The sequence below is a fragment of the Weizmannia acidilactici genome (assembly GCF_008974185.1).
In the GTDB taxonomy this organism is placed as follows: Bacteria; Bacillota; Bacilli; order Bacillales; family Bacillaceae_C; genus Weizmannia; species Weizmannia acidilactici.
On sequence record NZ_BKZP01000001.1, the window covers coordinates 49890 to 72687 of the forward strand.

Below are 22798 nucleotides of genomic sequence, written 5' to 3' on the forward strand. Positions count from 1 at the left end.
GGATTTCTCTAGTTCCGCCGGCTCCAGTGCAGGCGGCGGAATGATACGATTTTACAATAAGGAAGTGGATGTATGCCGGAAGGAAAAATCTTAAAGGCTTTAAGCGGATTTTACTATGTAGAGGACCGTGAAGACGGAGAAATATACCAATGCAGGGGCAGGGGCGTTTTTAGAAAAAACAAAATCACTCCGCTTGTCGGGGATGATGTGGAATATAAAAAAGAAAACGGTCGCGAAGGGTATATTTTGCAAATCCGTGAAAGGAAAAATGAGCTGGTCCGTCCGCCGATTGCCAATGTCGATCAAGCCATTTTGGTTTTTTCCGCAAAAGAGCCGGATTTTCATACACTGCTGTTGGACCGCTTTTTGGTTTCCGTTGAAGCGAGCCTTGTCCAGCCCGTCATTTTGATTACAAAATACGATTTGCTTAAACCAAATGAAGAAGGGGAGCTGTCGTCGAAGCTTGAAGTCTACCGGAATATCGGCTATCCGGTCGTTTTATCTTCATCTAAAGAACAAACAGGCATCGATGAACTGGCAGCTGAACTGCACGGAAAAATTTCAGTGGTGTGCGGCCAATCGGGGGTTGGAAAAACTTCCATCCTCAACCGGCTCGATCCAAACCTGAACTTAAAAACGAGCCAAATTTCAACGCATCTCGGCAGGGGAAGGCATACAACCCGCCATGTCGAATTGCTGCCGGTTGCAGGCGGCCTTGTGGCGGATACGCCCGGGTTCAGTTCGCTTGATTTCAATGATTTGGAAGCTCCGGATTTGGGAGGTTGCTTTCCGGAAATCAGCGAAAAATCCGGCACATGCAAATTCCGTGGTTGCTTGCATGAAAACGAACCGAATTGCGCGGTCAAAGCGGCTTTAGGCCAAAACGAAATTGCATCTTTCCGGTATAACCATTACATCCAATTTCTTCAGGAAATTAAAAACAGAAAGCCGAGGTATTGACCATGGTGAAAATCGCGCCATCTATTTTATCTGCAAATTTTGCAAAATTGGGGGAGGAAATAAAAGATGTGGAAACCGGCGGGGCGGACTGGATCCATATTGATGTGATGGACGGACATTTCGTCCCGAACATTACGATGGGCCCGCTCGTAGTCGAAGCGGTCCGTCCGGTCACGAAACTTCCGCTCGATGTCCATTTGATGATTGAAAATCCCGACCAATATTTAGAAGCTTTTGCCAAAGCAGGAGCGGATTATATTTCTGTGCATGCGGAAGCCTGCAGGCATCTTCACCGCACGATCCAACATATCCGGTCCCTAGGGGTAAAGCCGGGCGTCGTGATCAATCCAGCTACGCCGGTGGAATGGATTGCCCCCATTTTGCAGGATGTCGATCTTGTCCTGCTCATGACAGTGAATCCGGGCTTTGGTGGCCAGGCGTTTATCGAATCGGTGGTGCCCAAAATCGCGCAAGTACGCAGCCTTGCAGAAGAGCAGGGGTTGAAGCTTGAAATCGAAGTTGACGGCGGCATTAATCCGGAAACGGCCAAAAAATGTAAACATGCCGGTGCAACGGTGCTTGTAGCGGGCTCCAACGTGTACAAAAGCAAAAGCCGCAAAAAAGCCATCCAAGCTTTAAAATTTGGGCAGTAAGAAAAAGAAATGGGGCTGTCCCAAAAGCCTTTAAAAACCGGGAAAATTCGTGATCGTTAATTTCTGAGACTCCTGCGGGAAATGCGAGCCAAGCGAGGCCCCTCGTGCTGAGGTACGGGCGGGAAGGCTCGCGACGCGTGAGAAAAAGAAGCAAATTTCACGATCATTTAAAACGGGCACCCCTTTTGCCCAGTTTATTTTGGGACTGCCCCTTTTATTTACAAAAGGGGAAGCAGCTATGGAAAAGAAAATTTATATCTTGGCAGGCGGACCGGTGGAAAATGTTCCGGACCTCGGCGAGTATGCAAACGATAAAGAAGCCGTATGGGCCGGCGTTGACAGGGGTGTATTCCATTTGTTGGAGCAAGGCATTATACCCCGGATTGCCTTTGGTGATTTTGATTCCGTTAGTGAAGCAGAATGGATGATGATTAGAAGCCGGCTTGAGAATATCCGGAAGTCCCAGCCGGAAAAAGATGAAACCGATATGGAACTGGCACTCATGTGGGCCATAAGCCAGGAACCGGAGACAATCCGCATTTTCGGGGCAACCGGCGGGCGGGCCGACCATGCTTTTACCAATATACTGCTATTGGCGCATGAAAAATGCCTTCAATTTAAAGGAAAAATTGAAATCATCGACCGAAAGAACGAAATTACCATGCTGAAACCCGGCTCCTATACAATCGAAAAAATGGAGTCCTTCCCGTATGTTTCTTTTCTGCCGATTACGGAAACGGTAGAAAATTTAACATTGAGCGGATTTAAATATCCGCTGCTAAACTGCCGTGTGGAAAGAGGGACAACGCTCTGCGTCAGCAATGAACTTATCCGGGATTTTGGTACTTTTTCTTTTTCTAGCGGCATATTAATGATGGTAAGAAGCCATGATTAACCATTCTTTATCATGAACGAACAGAGCTGTATACTTATCGCATACACATGAATATAATATGCGGGAGACCGGATTGTTATTGTATAGGGGAGGGACACATATGAAATTTTATACAATCAAACTGCCAAAATTTTTAGGCGGGATTGTCAGAGCAATGCTGGGGACTTTTAAAAAAGGGTAATCATAAAAAATCGGCGGATCCGCCGATTTTTTTTGTGGGGTTTTGCCCTTCGAAAAAAAGAAACCGGCCCGGCCGGTTTCTTATCTGGATTGGAAAATTATACACGTTCCACTTTTCCGGATTTCAATGCGCGGGCAGAAACCCAAACGCGTTTTGGTTTACCGTTAACCATGATGCGCACTTTTTGCAGGTTTGCTTTCCAAGTGCGTTTATTTGCGTTCATCGCGTGAGAACGTTTATTGCCCGAAACGGTTTTACGGCCGGTAACCACACATTTTTTCGGCATTTTATTCCCTCCTCCTGTTACGAAGCAGAAATAGAACATATTTATGCTTTCATTACTTCATTTTTCCACATAAAATTACTATAATAATTTATCATATTGAACATCACAATGCAAGAACTGTTCCCCAGCCGGTTCCGTAAAACAGGCGGCGCGCATTTCTGCATGCCGCCCTGTTTTGTGGTAAACTATAACAATACGGGCCGGTTTTTGCTTATTCAACTCCGGCTTTCCATGTTTTCTATCTTATAGTACAATGGCGGTAGCAGCCAAATCCAGTTTGGCACATTGCAGTAAGGGGGAGCGTTATATGCCGATTGAAATGAATACGCGTTACGGTCAAATTGATATATCGAATGAAGTGGTTGCAACGATTGCGGGAGGTGCTGCCATCGACTGTTTCGGTATCGTCGGGATGGCTTCGAAAAACCAGATCAAAGACGGTATCACTGAAATCCTGCGCAAAGAAAACTTCTCGAGGGGCGTTATTGTGCGTCAACAGAATGAAAGAGTAGAAATTGATATGTACATCATTGTGAGCTACGGGACAAAAATTTCCGAGATCGCTCACAATGTCCAGCAAAAAGTTAAATATACGCTCAATAAAATGGTCGGCTTATCGGTTGACGCCATCAACATATACGTTCAGGGTGTCCGCGTGACGAACCCGTAACGAGGAGGAAATTTTTGTGGTTACATCATTGGATGGAAAACGATTTGCAGAAATGATTATACAAGGGGCGAACCACCTGGCGGCAAACGCGAAAACGGTTGATGCCCTGAATGTTTTTCCCGTTCCAGACGGTGATACGGGAACAAACATGAACTTAACTATGACTTCCGGCGCAAAGGAAGTGCAAAAAAATGTCCAGGAGCATATCGGTGCCCTTTCCGCGGCTTTTGCGAAGGGGCTCCTGATGGGGGCAAGGGGCAATTCCGGCGTGATCCTTTCACAGCTTTTCCGCGGATTTTCCAAATCGATTGAAGCAAAAGCGAGCATTTCGGCCATAGAGTTCGCGGAAGCTTTTCAGGCCGGAATCAAGAGCGCTTTTAAAGCGATTATGAAGCCGGTCGAAGGGACGATATTGACCGTTGCAAGAGAAGCAGCAAAAAAAGGCGTGCAAGTAGCCAAAACGGAAAAAGATATCGCCGCCGTGATGGAGGAAATCCTAGATGAAGCGAAGAAGACGTTGAGCCGGACGCCGGAAATGCTACCGGTCTTAAAAGAAGTCGGCGTCGTCGACAGCGGCGGTCAGGGGCTTGTTTTTATTTATGAAGGGTTTCTTGCCGAATTGAAAGGGGAAGAGTTGCCGGATACACCGTCTGCCATCCCGTCAATGGACGAGCTTGTGAGCGCCGAACACCATAAACATGTGCAGGATTTTATGAATACGGAAGATATCAAATACGGGTATTGTACGGAAATTATGGTAAGGCTGGACCGCTCTATACCGGCAAGTAAAGCTTTTTCCGAGGACCGGTTCCGGCAGGATTTAAGCCATTTGGGGGATTCGCTGCTTGTCATTTCCGATGACGATATCGTCAAAGTCCATGTCCATACTGAACGCCCAGGTGATGTCCTGAATTATGGCCAGCAGTACGGCAGTTTAATTAAGTTGAAAGTGGACAATATGCGCGAACAGCACAGCGCGATTGTCGGAGAAACCCAGCATACGCTCGTCAGCGGGAAAAAAGAAGTGAAAAAAGAAAAGCAGGCATACGGGGTCATTACCGTAGCAATGGGGGACGGGATTGCCGAAATGTTTAAAAGTATCGGCGCGGATGTCGTCATTGAAGGCGGACAGACGATGAACCCGAGCACGGAAGATATTTTAAAGGCGATTGAAGAGGCAAATGCAGAACAAATCATCATCCTTCCGAATAACAAAAACGTCGTAATGGCAAGTGAACAGGCTGCCGAATTGGCGGAAGCGAAAGTGGTGGTCGTCCCTTCCAAAACGGTGCCTCAGGGAATGGCGGCGCTTTTGGCGTTCAATCCTTCGCAGCCGCTTGAGAAAAATATGCAAGCAATGGAAGAAGCGCTCGGGCGCGTAAAATCCGGGCAGGTGACGTATGCTGTCAGGGATACGAATATTGACGGGATCTCCATAAAAAAAGACGATTATATGGGTATTTTTGAAGGCAAAATCGTCAAAACAAGTCCGGCATTGCTGGAGGCTTCCAAGCAGCTGCTAGGGCAAATGATTGGTGAAGAGGATGAGATTGTGACGGTCATTTACGGCAAGGATGTCGCCTCCTCCCAGGTGGATGAGCTCGTTTCATATATTGAAAGCCGCTATCCGGATGTGGAAATTGAAGTCCATGATGGCAGGCAGCCGTTATATTCTTTTATTTTTGCAGTGGAGTAGAGAAAAAAACTCCGCGCTGCATAAGAAGGTTTAGGTGTGTGGTAAGGTGAAGTATAAAAGCGTTTTTGATATTATCGGCCCGGTGATGATCGGGCCGTCAAGTTCGCATACAGCCGGCGCCGCCCGCGTCGGCAGGGTGGCAAGGAGTTTATTCGGGCGGCAGCCGAAATGGGCCAACATCCATTTTTACGGTTCGTTTGCGAGCACTTATAAAGGGCACGGGACGGATGTGGCGGTTGTCGGGGGGCTGCTTGATTTTGACACATATGACGAGCGGATCAAATCCTCGCTTGAATTTGCAAAGCAGCTTGGGCTTGCGGTGCAATTTTTCGAGGAAAAAGCGGTCCCCGACCATCCGAATACGGTTAAAATTGAAATTGGTGACGACTCCGGCGATTTGGAGCTTGTCGGCATTTCGATCGGAGGAGGGAAAATCGAAATTATTGAATTAAACGGATTTGAGCTGCGCTTGTCCGGGCATCACCCGGCGATTCTCGTCGTGCATCAGGACCGCTATGGTGCAATTGCGGCAGTGTCCAATATTTTATCGAAACACAAGATCAATATCGGCCATATGGAAGTGTCGCGCAAAGAAGCAGGAAAAATGGCGCTGATGACGATCGAAGTCGACCAGAATCTGGATGATGCCATCGTGGAAGAAATCCAGCGTTTGCCGAATATCTCGCAAGTTGCGAGAGTTGTAGATTAAGGATTGGAATTTTGGCGGTGCCTTTTGCCTGACTGGGTCGGTGTAGGGCGATGGTATCGCTTTCTTTCGGTTTGTAAGGAGGAAAAATATGTTTCGGAACGTTGCTGAGTTGGTGGCATTAGCCGAACAGCAGAACAAAAAAATCTCGGAGATCATGATCGAACAGGAAATAGAAGTGACCGGCAGATCCCGGGAAGAGATTATGAAAAAAATGGAGGAAAATCTGGCCGTTATGGAAAAAGCGGTGGATAAAGGCATTGCCGGCGTCCGCTCCTATTCGGGGCTTACCGGCGGAGATGCCGTTCTCCTGCAAAAATATATTGAGAAAGGAAATTTTTTATCGGGCGAAACGATTTTAGATGCGGTGAGCAAAGCGGTCGCTACCAATGAAGTCAATGGGGCCATGGGTTTGATCTGTGCAACGCCGACTGCCGGTTCCGCCGGTGTTGTCCCGGGAACATTGTTTGCGGTAAAAAACAAACTGAATCCGACGCGTGAGCAGATGGTGCGTTTTTTGTTCACAGCAGGGGCATTCGGTTTCGTTGTTGCCAATAACGCGTTTATTTCTGGCGCAGCCGGCGGATGCCAGGCTGAAGTCGGTTCGGCTGCCGGCATGGCTGCCGCAGCGATCGTCGAAATGGCAGGCGGAACACCGGAGCAAAGCGCGCATGCGATGGCCATTACCTTGAAAAATATGCTAGGCCTCGTTTGCGATCCTGTTGCCGGCCTTGTAGAAGTCCCTTGCGTCAAACGAAATGCGATGGGTGCGGCCAATGCAATGGTCGCGGCTGATATGGCGCTTGCGGGGATTAAAAGCAGGATTCCGTGCGATGAAGTGATTGATGCGATGTACCGTGTCGGGCAAAGGATGCCGGCTGCGCTGAAGGAAACGGCCCAAGGGGGATTGGCGGACACGCCGACAGCAAGGAAATTGGAAGCAAAAATATTCGGCATGCCGCTTGATGTGCATGAATAGCCCGCTGAACCAGCCGGTATCCGTATTAAAAGGCATTGGGGAAGAAACGGAAAACGTCCTCGGGCAGATGGGGATTTATACAGTCGGTGATCTGCTCGGATATTTTCCATTCCGGTATGAAGATTACAGGCTGAAAGATTTGCAGGAAGTACGGCATGACGAAAGGGTGACGGTGGAAGGGAGGGTTCACAGCGAACCTTCTCTTATCTTTTACTCTAGGAAGCGTTCGCGGCTGTCGATGAAAGTGCTTGTCGGGGACTTTTTAATCACTGTTGTATGTTTTAACCAGCCTTTTTTGAAAAAGAAAATCCAAATTCATGATGAAATAACCGTTACCGGAAAATGGGACATACACCGGCAGATGATCACCGCGCAAAGTTTGAAAGCGGGCCCGGCGGAGCGTTCTTCCGGTTTTGAACCTGTTTACTCCGTTAAAGGAAAAATCACTGTGAAAAATTTGCGGAAATATATCAAATCCGCTTTCACGGCGTTCGGCAATGCGATTGAAGACGCCCTGCCGGAAGCCATGCTTGCAAAATATAAATTGCTTCCGAAACGCCGGGCGATGTACGCCATGCATTTCCCTTCTTCGGAACGGGAAGTAAAGATGGCGAGAAGAACAATAGTATATGAAGAATTTTTGGCTTTCCAGCTGAAAATGCAGGCTTTGCGGAAATTTGAGCGCGAGCATTCGCGCGGGCAGGCGGTCCACTATGACCTTCAGAAATTAAGGAATTTCATCGACTCTCTTCCTTTCCGGCTGACGGACGCGCAAAAGCGGGTTGTCAATGAAATTTGCGCTGATATGAAATCTCCGTACCGTATGAACCGGCTTTTGCAGGGTGATGTCGGATCCGGAAAAACGGTTGTGGCGGCGATCGCGCTTTATGCGGCGGTGACGGCAGGCTTCCAGGGGGCGCTGATGGTCCCGACCGAAATACTTGCGGAACAGCATGCAGAATCGCTGTATCAACTGCTCGAACCGCACGGCGTTCATGTATCCCTGCTGACGAGTTCGGTAAAAGGAAGACGGAGGAAAGAGCTTTTGGAACAGCTCGGAAACGGCGAAATTGATATTTTGATTGGAACCCATGCATTAATCCGGGAAGATGTTGAATTCCGCCGCCTCGGCCTTGTGATCACGGACGAGCAGCACCGCTTCGGCGTGGAGCAGAGAAGGGTCCTCCGTGAAAAAGGGGTTGACCCCGATGTTTTATTTATGACGGCCACCCCGATTCCGCGGACGCTCGCCATTACAGTGTTCGGTGAAATGGATGTTTCCATCATTGATGAAATGCCGGCGGGAAGGAAAAAAATTGAGACGTACTGGGTCAAACATAACATGCTGGAAAGGGTGCTCGGTTTTGTTGAAAAAGAACTCCGGAAGGGCAGGCAGGCGTACGTCATTTGCCCGCTCATTGAGGAATCGGACAAGCTTGATGTACAAAACGCCATTGATGCTTATACGGTTTTAAATGCTTATTTCGGCGGCAGGTATAAAGCGGGGCTGATGCACGGCCGGCTCCCGGGCGAAGAAAAGGAAGCGGTCATGAAAGCGTTCAGCCGCAACGAAATCCAGATTCTTGTTTCGACGACCGTAGTTGAAGTCGGGGTCAATGTCCCGAATGCAACGATAATGGTAATATACGATGCCGAACGATTCGGCCTTGCCCAGCTCCACCAACTGCGCGGCCGGGTCGGCAGGGGGGACGCGCAATCGTACTGCATTTTGCTTGCCGATCCGAAGACCGACATCGGCAAAGAGCGGATGAAAATCATGACGGAAACCAATAACGGTTTTGTTTTGAGCGAAAAAGACCTTGAACTGCGCGGGCCGGGGGATTTTTTCGGGAAAAAGCAAAGCGGGCTTCCGGAATTTAAAGTTGCCGATATGGTCCATGATTTCCGCGCATTGGAAACGGCCAGGCAAGATGCGCAAAAGCTGATTGATTCGGATGAATTCTGGAAGGCCGCCGAGTACCGGCATTTGCGCCGCCAACTCGAAAAATCCGGGGTGCTTGCAGGGGAAAAACTCGACTAAAGAAGTTTGTTTTTTGCCGGCAATGCGGAAGATGAGGTACAGCCGCCTGTTGGCAAATCTTGCAAACTTCTTTTTCTTTCTATATACTACTGTTAGTACCAAGTCCTAAGTTTTGGATGGTGTTTCTTTTCATGAGAATGCAGAAAAAAGATCGGCAGAGAAGCTTGCAGGAAACAATACGGAAAAATCCTTTCATCACGGATGAAGAGCTGGCGGAAAAATACCATGTCAGCGTACAGACGATCCGCCTCGACCGCATGGAGCTTTCGATTCCGGAACTCCGGGAAAGAATAAAAAATGTAGCCGAGAAGCGATTTTCGGATGAGGTAAAAGCGCTGCCGATCGACGAAGTCATCGGGGAAATTATTGATATTGAACTGGATAAAAGCGCCATCTCCATTTTTGATGTTAAAAAAGAACATGTCTTTAAGCGCAATTCCATCGCCCGCGGCCACCATTTGTTTGCGCAGGCGAATTCGCTTGCCGTTGCCGTAATCGATGAAGAACTTGCGTTAACGGCAAAAGCAAATATCCAGTTTTTGCGGTCCGTAAAAGAAGGCGACCGCGTTGTGGCCAAGGCAAAAGTCGTAAATGTTAATAAAGAAATCGACCGGACTACGGTGCTTGTTGAAAGTTATGTAGGGCATGATCTTGTGTTTAAGGGCGAATTTGAAATGTACCGAAATCATGCCGGAAAAGATGAATAACATGGAAAATGTCGCTCTTCTTGGCGGAAAAGTGTGAACAGGTTAGAAACGGGGCTGAACAGAATGAAATTAGCAATCGATGCAATGGGCGGGGACTATGCCCCGAAAGAAATCGTGCTTGGCATCAACCGGGCGGCAAAAGCGTTTCCGGATATTGAATTTATTCTCTATGGCAATGAAACGAAAATTCGGGAGTATTTGGAAGCCTCCGGGCGCATCACCATTGTCCATACGGATGAAGTGATCGCCGGAACCGATGAACCGGTGCGGTCAGTCCGGCGCAAAAAAAATTCTTCGATGGTCCGCATGGCCCAGGCCGTGAAAGACGGTGAAGCGGATGCGTGCATTTCAGCGGGGAATACGGGCGCTTTAATGGCATCCGGGCTTTTTGTCGTCGGGCGGATCGAAGGCATTGAAAGGCCAGCGCTGTCCCCGGTGCTTCCGACAATGGACGGAAAAGGCTTCGTTATGCTCGATCTCGGTGCAAACGCGGATGCTAAGCCGGAGCATTTGCTGCAGTTTGCCATCATGGGTTCGCTGTATGCCGAAAAAGTAAGGGGCATCGCAAGCCCGCGTGTCGGACTCTTAAATATAGGCACAGAAGAAAAGAAAGGTAATGAATTAACGAAAAAAACGTTCCAGTTGTTAAAAAATGCGGACTTGAATTTTATCGGAAATGTTGAGGCGCGCGACCTGTTGGAACGGCCGGCTGATGTCGTCGTTACGGACGGATTTACCGGCAATATGGTGCTGAAAACGATTGAGGGAACAGCCGGTTCGTTATTTTCTATGATCAAAAAAGTCTTTTTATCCAATATAAAGACGAAGATTGCCGCTGCCATGATCAAATCGGAATTAACGGGCCTGAAAAATATGCTCGACTACTCCGAATACGGCGGATCGGGGTTAATGGGCCTGAATGCGCCGGTCATTAAAGCGCATGGCTCTTCAAATGCCAATGCCATTTACAATGCGGTGCGGCAGGCGCGCGAAATGGTGCAGTCGGACGTTACCGGCAAAATCAAAGCAGCGATCCAATCGCTTAAAATAAACTAAGGATGATGGAGGAAAAAGGATGGGAAAAATTGCGTTTGTCTTTCCGGGGCAGGGTTCCCAAACTGTCGGCATGGGGCAGTCCGTTGCCGATGCAAATGAAAAAGCGGCGGAAGTGTTTAAGAAAGCGGATGAAAAACTCGGATTTGCTTTGACGGATATCATCAAAAACGGGCCGCAGGAAAAACTGACGCACACCGCAAATGCCCAGCCGGCGCTTTTGACGGTCAGCACGGCGATTTTGCAGGTGTTAAAAGATGCCGGCATCACAGCGGATTATACGGCCGGGCACAGCTTGGGCGAGTATTCGGCACTGGTGGCAGCAGGAGCTTTAACGTTTGAAGATGCTGTTTATGCGGTGCGAAAACGCGGCGAATATATGGATGAGGCGTTTCCAAACGGCGCCGGTGCGATGGCGGCCGTGCTCGGGATGGACCGGGGCGCGCTTTCCGAAGCCGCGGACGAAATCACGAAGGAAGGCGAAACGGTCCAATTGGCCAATTTGAACTGCCCCGGCCAGATCGTGATCTCAGGGACGGCGGCCGGCATTGAAAAGGCGGGCGCCCTTGCAAAAGAAAGAGGCGCCAAACGGGTGCTGCCGCTGCAGGTGAGCGGGCCATTCCATTCGAAGCTGATGGAGCCGGCGGCGGAAAAATTCAAAGCGGTGTTGGATCATATCCCAATCCGGGATGCCAAAATTCCTGTTATCGCGAATATCGACGCCGAGCCGGAGACAAACGCGGAAGACATTAAAGTAAAGCTGATCCGACAGCTGTATTCCCCTGTATTATGGGAAGATTCTGTTGTGAAAATGATCAGCCTCGGCGTTGATACGTTTGTTGAAGTCGGCCCCGGAAAAGTGCTTTCCGGTTTAATTCGGAAAATTGACCGCAACGTAAAAACATTCGCTGTTCAGGATATGGAGTCCCTTGAAGCGGCTGTCAATGCATTGCAAAAATAATGGATCAGATAATAGGAGGGAACCCGATGCTGTTAAAAGACAGAGTAGCGCTGATTACCGGCGCATCGCGGGGAATCGGCCGCGAAATCGCGCTTGAGTTTGCTGAAAACGGCGCACATGTTGTCATCAATTATGCCGGCAGCGCCGAAAAAGCTGAAGAAGTTGCCGCTTCCGCCCGCTCGTTCGGCGTTGAAGCGTTAGCCGTTCAAGCAGATGTTTCAAACGAAGCGGAAGTCCAGGGCATGTTCAAGCAGGTGCTTGAAAAGTTCGGAAAAATTGATATTTTGGTGAATAACGCCGGCATTACCCGCGATAATCTATTAATGCGGATGAAAGAATCTGAATGGGATGATGTCATCAATACGAACTTGAAGGGCGTTTTCCTTTGCACAAAAGCGGCCGCGCGTCCGATGATGAAACAGCGGAACGGAAAAATTATCAACATCGCTTCCATTGTTGGCATCAGCGGCAATCCTGGACAGGCCAATTATGTTGCCGCCAAGGCAGGGGTGATCGGCCTTACCAAAACGTCGGCGCGGGAAATGGCAAGCCGTGGCATTACCGTAAACGCGATTGCCCCGGGGTTTATCCAAACCGATATGACGGATAAACTCAATGAAGACATCAAAGAAAGCATGTTAAGCCAAATTCCTCTCTCCCGTTTTGGCGGGCCGGAGGATGTGGCTAAAATTGCCTTGTTTTTGGCAAGCGACTGGTCCGGCTATATCACGGGACAGACCATCCATGTTGACGGTGGAATGGTGATGTAGCGGCGTGCCGCAGCAGAACGGCTTGTTTTCAAGTTTTACTTTATTATTTATGGAAAATCCTCTATAATACCTTGAGGGGAGGTGAACCGTATGGCAGACGTATTAGAACGTGTGACGAAGATCATCGTTGACCGCCTTGGAGTCGAAGAATCCAAAGTTACACTTGATGCGAAATTCAAAGAAGATCTTGGCGCCGATTCACTGGATGTGGTAGAATTGGTGATGGAACTCGAAGATGAATTTGGAATGGAAATTTCAGACGAGGATGCTGAAAAAATTGTAACAGTGGGTGACGCTGTGAATTACATACAGAATCAGCAGTAAGCGTCTTGATGGTAAATGTCCCGCTTTGGTGGCGGGGCATTTTTCTCATTCCGGATGCTTCTTTTTGATTTTTGAAAGTATTCAGGCTGAAACCTGGCGATGGTAAATGCGTAAAAACGCAACTTTTTTGCGCATTTACGACCGTTCGGATTTCAAGAATGCCTTTGCGTTCACGGGCATTTTTCTATACACTTAAGTTAAGCTGAAACTAAAAAGATACGGGTGGTTTAATCATGGCAAAAAAATCAAAACCGGACTATGAATATGTTGCACTTGACCATTTCCGCAAGCTGCAGGACAGCATCCATATCCGTTTTAAAAATCCAGAACTCTTAAAGCAGGCATTTACGCATTCCTCTTATGTTAACGAACATCCGGAAAAGCGGCAGAACGACAATGAAAGACTCGAATTTTTGGGCGATGCCGTGCTGGAACTGACCGTTTCGCACTATTTGTTTAAACGGTTCCCATCGATGACTGAAGGGGAAATGACGAAATTGCGCGCTTCAGTTGTCTGTGAGCCTTCACTTGTTATTTTTGCAAATGAACTGCATTTCGGCGAGTATATTTTTCTTGGAAAAGGAGAAGAAATGACCGGCGGCAGGACGCGCCCTGCACTGTTGGCTGATGTGTTTGAAGCGTTTATCGGGGCATTATTTTTGGACCAGGGCTTGGCGGCAGTCGTTTCACTGCTTGAGAGAATTGTTTTTCCAAAAATTGAGGAGGGCATGTTTTCGCATACGACCGATTACAAAAGCAAATTGCAGGAATATATTCAAAAAACGTCATCCGGCGTTTTGGAATACACGATATTGGATGAACGCGGCCCGGCGCACGACAAGGAATTTGTCTCACGCGTGTCGCTGAATGACGAAGAGCTCGGCACCGGAAAAGGACGTTCCAAAAAAGAGGCGGAGCAACACGCTGCGCAAACGGCTTTATCCAACTTGCGGAAAAAAGAAAAACAGTAAAGAAGTGAAAGAATGGAGGGGGAAGTGATTGTTTCTTAAACGTCTGGATGTGATTGGATTTAAATCTTTTGCAGAACGGATATCGATCGAATTTGTCCCGGGCGTTACAGCGGTTGTCGGGCCGAACGGCAGCGGAAAAAGCAATGTCATTGATGCGGTCCGCTGGGTACTCGGCGAACAATCGGCAAAACACTTGCGCGGCGGGAAAATGGAGGATGTCATTTTTGCCGGCAGCGACGCAAGAAAGCCGTTGAACTTTGCTGAAGTGACGCTGACGCTTGATAACGGGGATCATGCGCTTCCGATCGATTATCAGGAAGTCAGCGTGACGCGGCGGGTCTACCGCTCCGGTGACAGCGAATTTTTCATCAACAAACAGCAATGCCGTTTGAAAGACATTATTGAGCTGTTTATGGATTCGGGCCTTGGAAAAGAAGCGTTTTCCATTATCAGCCAGGGGAAAGTGGAAGAAATCCTGAACAGTAAAGCGGAGGAGCGCCGGACGATTTTCGAGGAGGCTGCCGGTGTTTTAAAATACAAGACCCGCAAGAAAAAAGCTGAGACGAAACTTGCGGAAACGCAGGAAAACTTAAACCGTGTCAGCGATATTCTTTATGAACTCGAAAGCCAGATTGAACCGCTCCAAATCCAGGCGTCGATTGCAAAAGATTACCTGGAACAGAAAGAGGCGTTAAAAAACTATGAAATTGCCGTGATGGTGCACGAAATAGAAGATTTGCATGGCAAATGGGAGTTACTCCAAACGCAGCTTGCGGAACACCGGGACAAGGAAGCCGGGCTTGCTTCCGAAATCCGGAAGCAGGAAGCGCATCTTGAAGAAAAACGCAATCAGCTGGATGCGCTCGATGAATCGATCAGCGCGCTGCAAAATGTGCTGCTGGCCACGACGGAAGAATTGGAAAAACTGGAAGGGCAAAAAGAAGTTTTAAAAGAGCGCAAAAAAAACGCAGGCCAAAACAAAGCGCAGCTTGAAAGAAATATAAAAGAATCCGCGAATACGCTTGAAGCCTTGGCGGCACAAAAGGAAAAGCTTCTGCGGGAAGTCGGGGAGAACGAAAAAGCCGTTGCTTCATTAAGAAACAGCGTAAAGGAAAAACAAGAGCAGCTTGCCCTGCTCAGCACGAATCTGGAAGAAAAAATCGAGTCGCTAAAAAGCGATTACATTGAACTGTTGAACGGGCAGGCAAGTGCGAAAAACGAAAAAAATTATTTGAAACAACAGCTGAAACAATTCGGGTACCGCATCGAGCGTCTTGACGCCGACAACCGGAAATACGTGGAGGAGAGGGAAAAAATCCAAGAGAAGAAAAAAGTGGCGGGAGAGCAGCTTGAAAAGATTCAGCAGGAGTTGGAAGAAGCGGCCGCAGCATTCGTGGAAAAAAAGCGGAAGCTTGAAATATTAAACAACCGTTATCAAAAGCAGGAGTCGAATCTTTATAAGGCATACCAATATTTGCAAAAAGCAAAATCACGAAAAGAAACACTGGAAGAAATGGAAGAGGATTTTACCGGATTTTACCAGGGCGTACGGGAAGTCCTGAAAGCCCGCGGCAAACAGCTGGATGGTATTGAGGGTGCCGTGGCCGAACTGATCCGTGTTCCTTCACAATACGAAAAAGCGATTGAAACGGCTCTGGGCGCTTCGATGCAGCATATTGTCGTGGAGACGGAACATCACGGCCGGCGCGCCATCGCGTTTTTAAAACAGCGCAATGCAGGAAGGGCGACATTTTTGCCGCTCAATATTATGAAGCCGAAAACAATTCCTGCTTCTCAGCTTGCCCCTCTCCAAAACGAGGAAGCGTATATCGGTATTGCCGGGGATATTGTCCAATCCGAAAGCCGTTATCGTACGATTGTTTCTAACCTGCTCGGCAATGTTCTCGTTGTCCGCGACTTGAAAAGCGCAAACCAAATTGCAAAGATGCTCGGTTACCGCTACCGCATCGTAACGCTCGACGGGGATATTGTAAATCCGGGCGGTTCAATGACAGGCGGCGCATCGAAACAGAACGGCACGTCGCTCCTTGGCCGGAAAAGCGAACTGGAAGCATTAAAAGAAAAATTGGCGGATATGGAAGCAAAAACGCTGCAGCTGGAATCGGATGTAAAAGGAATAAAAGCTGAAGCGGCCTGGATGTCGCAGGAACTTGAGGAAACGAGAAAAAATGGGGAGAGTCTCCGGCTCCGGGAGCAGCAGGCAAAATCGGAACTCGAAAGGCTTGAAATCGAAGAAAAAAATATGAATGAGCATCTGCTCGTCTATGATATGGAAAAAGCGGAAGCGGAAGAACAGAATCGTTCAGCACGGAACCGGATCCGCGAACTGGAAGGGATTTTAGCCGAAAACGGGGAAAAAGCCAAAAAACTTGAGTCGGAAATTGAAACGCTGACGGAGAAGAAAAATGATGATTCCACAGCGAGATCGAAGCTCCAGGCTGAATTGAGCGATTTAAAAGCATCACTTGCCGTTAAAATGGAACAATGGGACCGGAACCGCGAAGAACTTGGGCGTCTTGGTGAAAGTATCCGGGAGTGGCGGTCACGCAAAGAAAGTTATGAGGAACAGTACCGCCTGCTGACGGATGAAGAAAGCCGGCACCATATGTCGGAAAGCGAGCTGGTTGAGGCTGCCGAACAAAAAGCGCGCGATAAAAACGACACAATTGAATTTATTTCCATACGCAGGGAAGAAAGGGTACAGCTGCAGGCTGAAATCGAAGACCTTGAACTCGGCATAAAGGAACTAAAACGGCAGCAAAAAGGGTTGCAGCAAGCGATCCAAGACGAAGAAGTAAGGGCAAACCGGCTTGACGTTGAACTGGAAAACCGGCTCAGCCGTCTCCGCGAAGAGTATACGCTCACCTTTGAGGCGGCAAAAGAAGCTTATACGCTTCCGGTTCCGCTTGAAGAAGCGAGGAAAAAAGTGAAACTGATCAAGCTTGCGATTGATGAGCTCGGTACTGTCAATCTCGGCGCTATTGAAGAATACGACCGTATTTCGGAACGCTACCGGTTTTTAAAAGAACAGGAAACCGACCTGCTGGAAGCGAAAGAAACGCTCGACCAGGTCATTACTGAAATGGACGGTGAAATGATCCGGCGCTTTGATGAGACGTTCAAGGCGATCCGGAATGAATTTGAACCGGTATTCAGGGAACTTTTCGGCGGCGGCCGGGCCGACTTAAGGCTGACAGACCCGAAAGACCTTCTGAACACAGGGGTTGAAATTGTTGCACAACCGCCTGGCAAGAAGCTGCAAAATCTCGGTTTACTTTCCGGCGGGGAAAGGGCGCTCACCGCAATTGCCCTGTTGTTTGCGATTTTACGTGTGCGCCCGGTGCCGTTCTGTATTTTGGATGAAGTGGAAGCGGCGCTGGATGAGGCGAATGTATACCGGTTCAGCAAATATTTGAAACAGTTCAGCGAAGAAACGCAGTTTATCGTGATTACGCACAGGAAAGGGACGATGGAAGAAGCCGATGTCCTTTACGGCGTCACGATGCAGGAATCCGGCGTTTCCAAACTTGTTTCGGTAAAACTCGAGGAATCGGCCGATCTTGTCGGCCAAACTTAAGATGTATAAGGAAGTGTGCAAATGAGCTTTTTTAAAAAACTAAAAGAAAAATTCACCCAGTCCACAGATGCGGTGACAGATAAATTTAAAAGCGGATTAACGAAAACGCGAGACAATTTTACGGTGAAAGTGAACAATCTTGTGGCGCGCTACCGGAAAATTGACGAAGACTTCTTTGAAGAACTGGAAGAAATTTTAATCCAGGCGGACGTCGGCTTCCAAACCGTAATGGGGTTGATTGACGAATTGAAAATGGAAGTCAAAAGGAAAAACATTAAGGAACCATCGGAAGTCCAGTCCGCTATTTCCGAAAAACTTGTGGAAATTTATACCGCCGGCGAGAAATCTCCAAACCGGCTCAATATCCAGGAAGGGTCGCTCACGGTTATCCTTTTTGTCGGTGTCAACGGCGTCGGTAAAACGACAACGATCGGCAAGCTTGCCTATATGTTGAAACAGCAAGGGAAAAAAGTGATGATGGCTGCCGGCGATACATTCCGTGCCGGCGCGATCGAACAGCTCGAAGTGTGGGGCGACAGGGTTGGCGTTGAAGTCATTAAGCATACGGAAGGTTCCGACCCGGCCGCCGTCATGTACGATGCCATCCAGGCAGCCAAAGCCCGGAAAGCGGATGTTCTGCTGTGCGATACCGCCGGCCGTCTGCAAAACAAAGTCAATTTAATGAAAGAACTGGAAAAAGTAAAACGCGTGATCGGGCGGGAAATTCCGGGCGCGCCGCATGAAGTGCTGCTTGTTTTGGATGCTACAACCGGGCAGAACGCGATGGTGCAGGCGAAGACGTTTAAAGAAGCGACGGATGTAACAGGGATTGTCCTGACGAAACTGGACGGAACGGCAAAAGGCGGGATTGTGCTCGCGATCCGCAACGAACTCCAAATCCCTGTAAAATTTGTCGGGCTCGGTGAGAAAATGGATGACCTCCAGCCGTTTGATGCCGAAAAATATGTATATGGGCTGTTTTCCGAGTTGATCGAGCAGGAGCATGCGGAAGAAGCTTGAAAACGAATCGTTCCATTGACAAAAAGCAGGAACCTTTGTATTCTAACATTATGTAAAGACATTTCACTTAACAGGGGGAAGAAGCCGTGCTTGAGAAAACAACGAGAATGAACTATTTATATGATTTTTACCAGTCGTTGTTGACTCCAAAGCAGCGCAGCTATATGTCCCTCTATTACCTGGACGATTTTTCGCTTGGCGAAATTGCCGAAGAATATGGGGTGAGCCGCCAGGCGGTTTACGATAATATTAAACGCACTGAACAAATGCTCGAAGAATACGAGAAAAAACTGGGTTTATTTGAAAAGTTCCAGGCGCGCAAGCAAATTTTCCAATCGATGCGGGAAATATTGGGTGATAGCGTCGATCCGGAACTTTTACGCTTACTCGATGCGCTTGAAAAATTGGAATAGGGGGCGTAAAAATGGCATTTGAAGGACTCGCTGAGCGCCTGCAGGGGACAATGCGGAAAATCCGAGGCAAAGGCAAAGTTACGGAAAGCGACGTAAAAGAAATGATGCGGGAAGTCCGCCTCGCGCTTCTGGAAGCGGACGTCAACTTTAAAGTCGTGAAAGATTTTGTAAAAAAAGTGGGTGAACGGGCTGTCGGGCAGGATGTGCTAAAAAGCTTGACGCCGGGGCAGCAGGTCATTAAAATCGTTCAGGAAGAACTAACCAACTTGATGGGCGGGTCACAGAGCCAGATTGCCGTTGCGAAACGCCCGCCGACAGTTATTATGATGGTCGGGCTGCAGGGTGCCGGGAAAACGACAACAACCGGGAAGCTGGCGAACCTGTTGCGGAAAAAATATAACCGCAATCCGTTGCTTGTCGCGGCCGATATATACAGGCCGGCTGCAATTAAACAGCTTGAAACGCTCGGCAAACAACTCGGTATGTCGGTTTTTTCGCTCGGGGATAAGGTCAGCCCGGTGAAAATTGCCGAAGAAGCCATCCAAAAGGCTAAAGAAGACCATCATGATTATGTGATTATCGATACCGCCGGCCGCCTTCATATTGACAGCGAGCTGATGGATGAATTAAAAGGAATCAGGGAACTTGTGCATCCTGATGAGATTTTTCTTGTTGTCGATGCTATGACCGGGCAGGATGCTGTCAATGTCGCGCAAAGCTTTAACGACCAGCTCGGCATTACCGGCGTTATATTGACGAAACTCGACGGTGATACGCGCGGCGGGGCGGCATTGTCTATCCGCGCTGTAACCAATAAACCGATTAAATTTGCCGGGATGGGCGAGAAAATGGATGCGCTCGAGCCGTTCCACCCGGAAAGAATGGCCTCGCGTATTCTTGGCATGGGCGATATCCTTTCGCTCATCGAAAAGGCACAGGAAACGGTTGATGAAGAAAAAGCGCGCGAACTGGAAAAGAAAATGCGCGATTTGTCCTTTACGTTGGAAGACTTTTTGGAGCAGCTTGGCCAGGTGCGCAAAATGGGGCCGCTCGGCGATTTGCTGAAAATGATCCCGGGCGCAAACCGGATTAAAGGGATGGATAATCTCCAGATTGACGAAAAACAGATTACCCATGTCGAAGCGATCATCCAGTCGATGACGAAACAGGAAAAATTGCATCCCGAAATCATCAATGCGAGCCGGAAAAAACGGATCGCGAAAGGTTCCGGCCGCCCGGTGCAGGAAGTAAACCGGCTTTTAAAGCAGTTTGAAGAAATGAAAAAGATGATGAAGCAAATGCAGGGGCTGACGCAGAAAGGCAGAAAAAAAGGCTTCAGGTTCCCGTTTATGTAAGAAAAATATGGTGTTAAGAAAAAAGACTTTACACCATGTTGTTTTTTTGATATGATACTGTCTTGTGAGAAACTTAATCGGAGGTGCTATTTTTAATGGCAGTTAAAATTCGTTTAAAACGCATGGGTGCGAAAAAATCCCCATTTTACCGTATCGTTGTAGCTGATTCCCGCTCACCGCGAGATGGCCGTTTCATTGAAACAGTAGGAACGTACAACCCGGTTACAGATCCTGCCGAAGTAAAAATTGATGAAGAACTTGCACTCAAATGGTTGAAAAACGGTGCGCAGCCGTCTGATACGGTACGCAACTTGTTCTCGAAGCAAGGGATTATGGAAAAATTCCATAACGAAAAATACGTCAAATAATCGTGGGCAATATGGATGAATTAATCTTGGCGATCGTCAGACCTATTGTCGGCCATCCGGATGATGTACGGGTGGAATGGAATGAAGAGGAAACAGAAACCATTTACCGGCTGTTTGTCCACCCGGATGACATCGGTAAGGTAATCGGCAAAAAAGGGCGCACCGCAAAAGCCATCCGAACGGTCGTTTATGCTGCGGCCGGCGCGCATGGGCATAAGAAAATCCATCTCGAAATTGCCGATTAAAAAACAGACTTGTGATAGAACACCGGAGAAAGGGAGGAGTATGCCTCCCTTTTTACATAACTTCTTTTGAAAAAGCTTGCACAAAAAACTGATTTACATACTCCTTTCCGGCTGCTTTCTTTTCTGTCGGCCTTATCTGATACAGGCAACCCGTACTGGACGTGGTACAGTTTTATGGAACAAAGACTCTTTTAAGTGATAAATCGATTAGCCAAAGGGGGCGGGAAAATTTGAAAATTCTTCAGAAAGTCACGGTAAAGCAAATCCTTACCGAAAAGAGCAAGGAAGCGTTGCTGAGTACATACCGACAAACAAAACAGCAGCTGCAGAAAGAATGCGACCAGCTGCGGTTTGAATCGAAAAGGCTGGAAAAAACAAAAAAGTACTCCGGAACGAGCTTAAAAATGCATTTTGAGAAAGAAATCAACAGCAGGCAGGAAAAAATAAAGCTTGTCGATTTCCAAATCGAACAGCTGCTTTTGCTGCCGCTCGGTACGGAACTGAAAGAAACAGAAATCCAGGCCGTCGTGGATATCCATGAAGGCGATGATTGGGACGCGGTGTCAAAAGAAAAAACGATTATCGTAAAAGATGGCATCATCCACGAAATTCGCGAGAGGTGAGAACATGGCACAATGGTTTAACGTCGGAAAAATTGTCAACACACACGGCATCCGCGGAGAAGTGCGGGTCATATCGATGACGGATTTCAGGGAGGAACGCTACAAACCCGGCAATACGCTTTATTTATTCCTTCCCGGCGAAAAGGAGCCGCTCAAGCTACAAATTGAGTTGAGCCGCCCACATAAGCAATTTGATTTGCTCAAATTTGAAGGGTATGATTCGATTCAGGAAGTCGAGAAATGGAAAGACGGCATTTTGAAAGTTTCTGAAGAACAGCTGGGGGAGCTCGGCGAAAACGAGTATTATTTCCATGAAATCATCGGATGTGAAGTTTGGACTGTTGCAGGTGACAAAGTTGGTGTCGTCAAAGAAATTTTAACGCCGGGTGCAAATGATGTCTGGGTTGTGCAGGCGGAACACCAAAAAGAGTATTTGATCCCTTTTATAGAAGATGTGGTAAAAGAAGTGGATCCTGCTGAAAAAAGAATTGTGATTGAACCAATGGAAGGTTTGCTGTCATGAAAATCGATATTTTAACGCTATTTCCGGAAATGTTTGAAGGCGTTCTCGGTTCTTCCATTTTGAAAAAAGCAAGCGAAAAAGGGATTGCTAGCTATCATCTTATAAACTTCCGCGAATACAGCGACAATAAGCATAAAACAGTCGACGACTACCCGTACGGTGGCGGCGCGGGCATGGTGCTGAAGCCACAGCCTGTTTTCGATGCGGTTGAAGATCTTTTGAAAAAAGAGGACGGAAGGAAACCGCGCATTATTCTGCTCTGCCCCCAAGGCGAAACATACACACAAAAAAAAGCGGAGGAATTTGCAAAAGAAGAGCATCTTGTCTTTATTTGCGGCCATTACGAAGGCTATGATGAACGGATCCGGGGACATCTTGTGACAGATGAAATTTCAATCGGTGACTATGTGTTAACCGGCGGGGAGCTCGGCGCCATGGTGATGATCGACAGCATTGTCCGCCTTCTTCCGGGTGTGTTGGGCAATGAAGAATCGCCTGTTACGGATTCGTTTTCGACCGGGCTTTTGGAATATCCGCACTATACGCGGCCGGCCGATTTCCGCGGCATGAAGGTCCCGGATGTGCTGCTGTCAGGCAACCATAAGCTGATTGAAGAATGGCGCGAAAAGCAGTCCTTGTACAGAACATATACGAGAAGGCCGGATTTATTGCGCAGTTATCCGCTTTCTGAAAAGCAAAAAGCATGGCTGAAAGAATGGGAAGAAAGCCGCGATTAGCTGTTGCAATCACAAGGCGTTTATGCTATGATTTCACTTGTGGTTTGTTGCTGCAAACCACCG

At 48.0% G+C, this 22798-nt stretch carries 25 protein-coding genes; 24 read left to right on the plus strand and 1 reads right to left on the minus strand.

Annotated elements, in window-relative coordinates:
* Nucleotides 1-72: 72 nt before the first annotated feature.
* The 4 genes from rsgA to spoVM all read left to right on the plus strand — a co-directional run bounded on the left by rsgA (nucleotide 73) and on the right by spoVM (nucleotide 2689).
* Nucleotides 73-960: a ribosome small subunit-dependent GTPase A gene (gene rsgA, locus BpJC4_RS00235; protein ID WP_151679091.1), complete on the plus strand. Its 888-nt coding sequence runs from the start codon at nucleotides 73-75 to the stop codon at nucleotides 958-960.
* Between the two features lie 2 nt (nucleotides 961-962).
* Nucleotides 963-1613, plus strand: a complete 651-nt coding sequence (gene rpe / locus BpJC4_RS00240) for a ribulose-phosphate 3-epimerase (RefSeq protein WP_151679092.1) — start codon at nucleotides 963-965, stop codon at nucleotides 1611-1613.
* Nucleotides 1614-1851: 238 nt separating this feature from the next.
* Nucleotides 1852-2508, plus strand: coding sequence for a thiamine diphosphokinase (locus BpJC4_RS00245; protein ID WP_151679093.1), 657 nt, complete (start codon nucleotides 1852-1854; stop codon nucleotides 2506-2508).
* Between the two features lie 100 nt (nucleotides 2509-2608).
* Nucleotides 2609-2689, plus strand: coding sequence for a stage V sporulation protein SpoVM (gene spoVM / locus BpJC4_RS00250; RefSeq protein ID WP_017551496.1), 81 nt, complete (start codon nucleotides 2609-2611; stop codon nucleotides 2687-2689).
* A gap of 97 nt (nucleotides 2690-2786) precedes the next feature.
* Here the strand turns inward: spoVM and rpmB are convergent, their stop codons facing one another.
* Nucleotides 2787-2975 carry a 50S ribosomal protein L28 gene (rpmB, locus tag BpJC4_RS00255; protein ID WP_151679094.1) on the minus strand — a complete coding sequence of 63 codons (189 nt, stop codon included), beginning with the start codon at nucleotides 2973-2975 and terminating at the stop codon, nucleotides 2787-2789.
* 307 nt (nucleotides 2976-3282) lie between these two features.
* Here rpmB and BpJC4_RS00260 point away from each other — a divergent pair, with 307 nt between their 5' ends.
* The 20 genes from BpJC4_RS00260 to trmD all read left to right on the plus strand — a co-directional run bounded on the left by BpJC4_RS00260 (nucleotide 3283) and on the right by trmD (nucleotide 22735).
* Entirely contained in the window at nucleotides 3283-3645 is a 363-nt protein-coding gene (locus BpJC4_RS00260; protein WP_151679095.1) for an Asp23/Gls24 family envelope stress response protein, read from the plus strand.
* Between the two features lie 16 nt (nucleotides 3646-3661).
* The gene (locus BpJC4_RS00265; protein ID WP_151697388.1) at nucleotides 3662-5341 is read left to right on the plus strand and encodes a DAK2 domain-containing protein; all 1680 of its coding nucleotides are present in this window, start codon (nucleotides 3662-3664) and stop codon (nucleotides 5339-5341) included.
* A gap of 46 nt (nucleotides 5342-5387) precedes the next feature.
* Complete coding sequence (gene sdaAB / locus BpJC4_RS00270; RefSeq protein ID WP_151679097.1) at nucleotides 5388-6050, plus strand: L-serine ammonia-lyase, iron-sulfur-dependent subunit beta; 663 nt, start codon at nucleotides 5388-5390, stop codon at nucleotides 6048-6050.
* Nucleotides 6051-6138: 88 nt separating this feature from the next.
* Nucleotides 6139-7026: an L-serine ammonia-lyase, iron-sulfur-dependent, subunit alpha gene (gene sdaAA / locus BpJC4_RS00275; protein ID WP_151679098.1), complete on the plus strand. Its 888-nt coding sequence runs from the start codon at nucleotides 6139-6141 to the stop codon at nucleotides 7024-7026.
* The gene (gene recG, locus BpJC4_RS00280) at nucleotides 7019-9067 is read left to right on the plus strand and encodes an ATP-dependent DNA helicase RecG (protein ID WP_151697428.1); all 2049 of its coding nucleotides are present in this window, start codon (nucleotides 7019-7021) and stop codon (nucleotides 9065-9067) included. The genes sdaAA and recG overlap by 8 nt, the downstream gene beginning before the upstream one ends.
* Before the next feature lie 131 nt (nucleotides 9068-9198).
* On the plus strand, nucleotides 9199-9774 hold the full coding sequence (fapR, locus tag BpJC4_RS00285) for a transcription factor FapR (protein WP_151697389.1): 576 nt from the start codon (nucleotides 9199-9201) through the stop codon (nucleotides 9772-9774).
* A 63-nt stretch (nucleotides 9775-9837) separates the two neighbouring features.
* On the plus strand, nucleotides 9838-10830 hold the full coding sequence (gene plsX, locus BpJC4_RS00290) for a phosphate acyltransferase PlsX (protein ID WP_151679236.1): 993 nt from the start codon (nucleotides 9838-9840) through the stop codon (nucleotides 10828-10830).
* Nucleotides 10831-10849: 19 nt separating this feature from the next.
* Nucleotides 10850-11788, plus strand: a complete 939-nt coding sequence (fabD, locus tag BpJC4_RS00295; RefSeq protein WP_151697390.1) for an ACP S-malonyltransferase — start codon at nucleotides 10850-10852, stop codon at nucleotides 11786-11788.
* Between the two features lie 26 nt (nucleotides 11789-11814).
* Nucleotides 11815-12558 carry a 3-oxoacyl-[acyl-carrier-protein] reductase gene (gene fabG, locus BpJC4_RS00300; RefSeq protein WP_151679101.1) on the plus strand — a complete coding sequence of 248 codons (744 nt, stop codon included), beginning with the start codon at nucleotides 11815-11817 and terminating at the stop codon, nucleotides 12556-12558.
* A gap of 90 nt (nucleotides 12559-12648) precedes the next feature.
* On the plus strand, nucleotides 12649-12882 hold the full coding sequence (acpP, locus tag BpJC4_RS00305; protein ID WP_151679102.1) for an acyl carrier protein: 234 nt from the start codon (nucleotides 12649-12651) through the stop codon (nucleotides 12880-12882).
* Nucleotides 12883-13115: 233 nt separating this feature from the next.
* Complete coding sequence (rnc, locus tag BpJC4_RS00310) at nucleotides 13116-13853, plus strand: ribonuclease III (RefSeq protein ID WP_151679103.1); 738 nt, start codon at nucleotides 13116-13118, stop codon at nucleotides 13851-13853.
* A 28-nt stretch (nucleotides 13854-13881) separates the two neighbouring features.
* On the plus strand, nucleotides 13882-17451 hold the full coding sequence (gene smc, locus BpJC4_RS00315) for a chromosome segregation protein SMC (RefSeq protein WP_151697391.1): 3570 nt from the start codon (nucleotides 13882-13884) through the stop codon (nucleotides 17449-17451).
* A gap of 21 nt (nucleotides 17452-17472) precedes the next feature.
* On the plus strand, nucleotides 17473-18471 hold the full coding sequence (ftsY, locus tag BpJC4_RS00320; RefSeq protein ID WP_151697392.1) for a signal recognition particle-docking protein FtsY: 999 nt from the start codon (nucleotides 17473-17475) through the stop codon (nucleotides 18469-18471).
* 107 nt (nucleotides 18472-18578) lie between these two features.
* The gene (locus tag BpJC4_RS00325) at nucleotides 18579-18884 is read left to right on the plus strand and encodes a putative DNA-binding protein (RefSeq protein WP_253693291.1); all 306 of its coding nucleotides are present in this window, start codon (nucleotides 18579-18581) and stop codon (nucleotides 18882-18884) included.
* Nucleotides 18885-18895: 11 nt separating this feature from the next.
* The gene (ffh, locus tag BpJC4_RS00330; RefSeq protein WP_151697393.1) at nucleotides 18896-20239 is read left to right on the plus strand and encodes a signal recognition particle protein; all 1344 of its coding nucleotides are present in this window, start codon (nucleotides 18896-18898) and stop codon (nucleotides 20237-20239) included.
* 95 nt (nucleotides 20240-20334) lie between these two features.
* The gene (gene rpsP, locus BpJC4_RS00335) at nucleotides 20335-20607 is read left to right on the plus strand and encodes a 30S ribosomal protein S16 (RefSeq protein WP_151679108.1); all 273 of its coding nucleotides are present in this window, start codon (nucleotides 20335-20337) and stop codon (nucleotides 20605-20607) included.
* Nucleotides 20608-20618: 11 nt separating this feature from the next.
* A complete protein-coding gene (locus BpJC4_RS00340) occupies nucleotides 20619-20852 on the plus strand; it encodes a KH domain-containing protein (RefSeq protein ID WP_151679109.1) in 234 nt (77 codons plus the stop codon).
* 230 nt (nucleotides 20853-21082) lie between these two features.
* Nucleotides 21083-21475, plus strand: a complete 393-nt coding sequence (locus BpJC4_RS00345) for a YlqD family protein (protein ID WP_151679110.1) — start codon at nucleotides 21083-21085, stop codon at nucleotides 21473-21475.
* Between the two features lie 4 nt (nucleotides 21476-21479).
* Complete coding sequence (gene rimM, locus BpJC4_RS00350; RefSeq protein WP_151679111.1) at nucleotides 21480-21998, plus strand: ribosome maturation factor RimM; 519 nt, start codon at nucleotides 21480-21482, stop codon at nucleotides 21996-21998.
* A complete protein-coding gene (gene trmD, locus BpJC4_RS00355) occupies nucleotides 21995-22735 on the plus strand; it encodes a tRNA (guanosine(37)-N1)-methyltransferase TrmD (protein WP_151679112.1) in 741 nt (246 codons plus the stop codon). The genes rimM and trmD overlap by 4 nt, the downstream gene beginning before the upstream one ends.
* Nucleotides 22736-22798 lie beyond the last annotated feature (63 nt).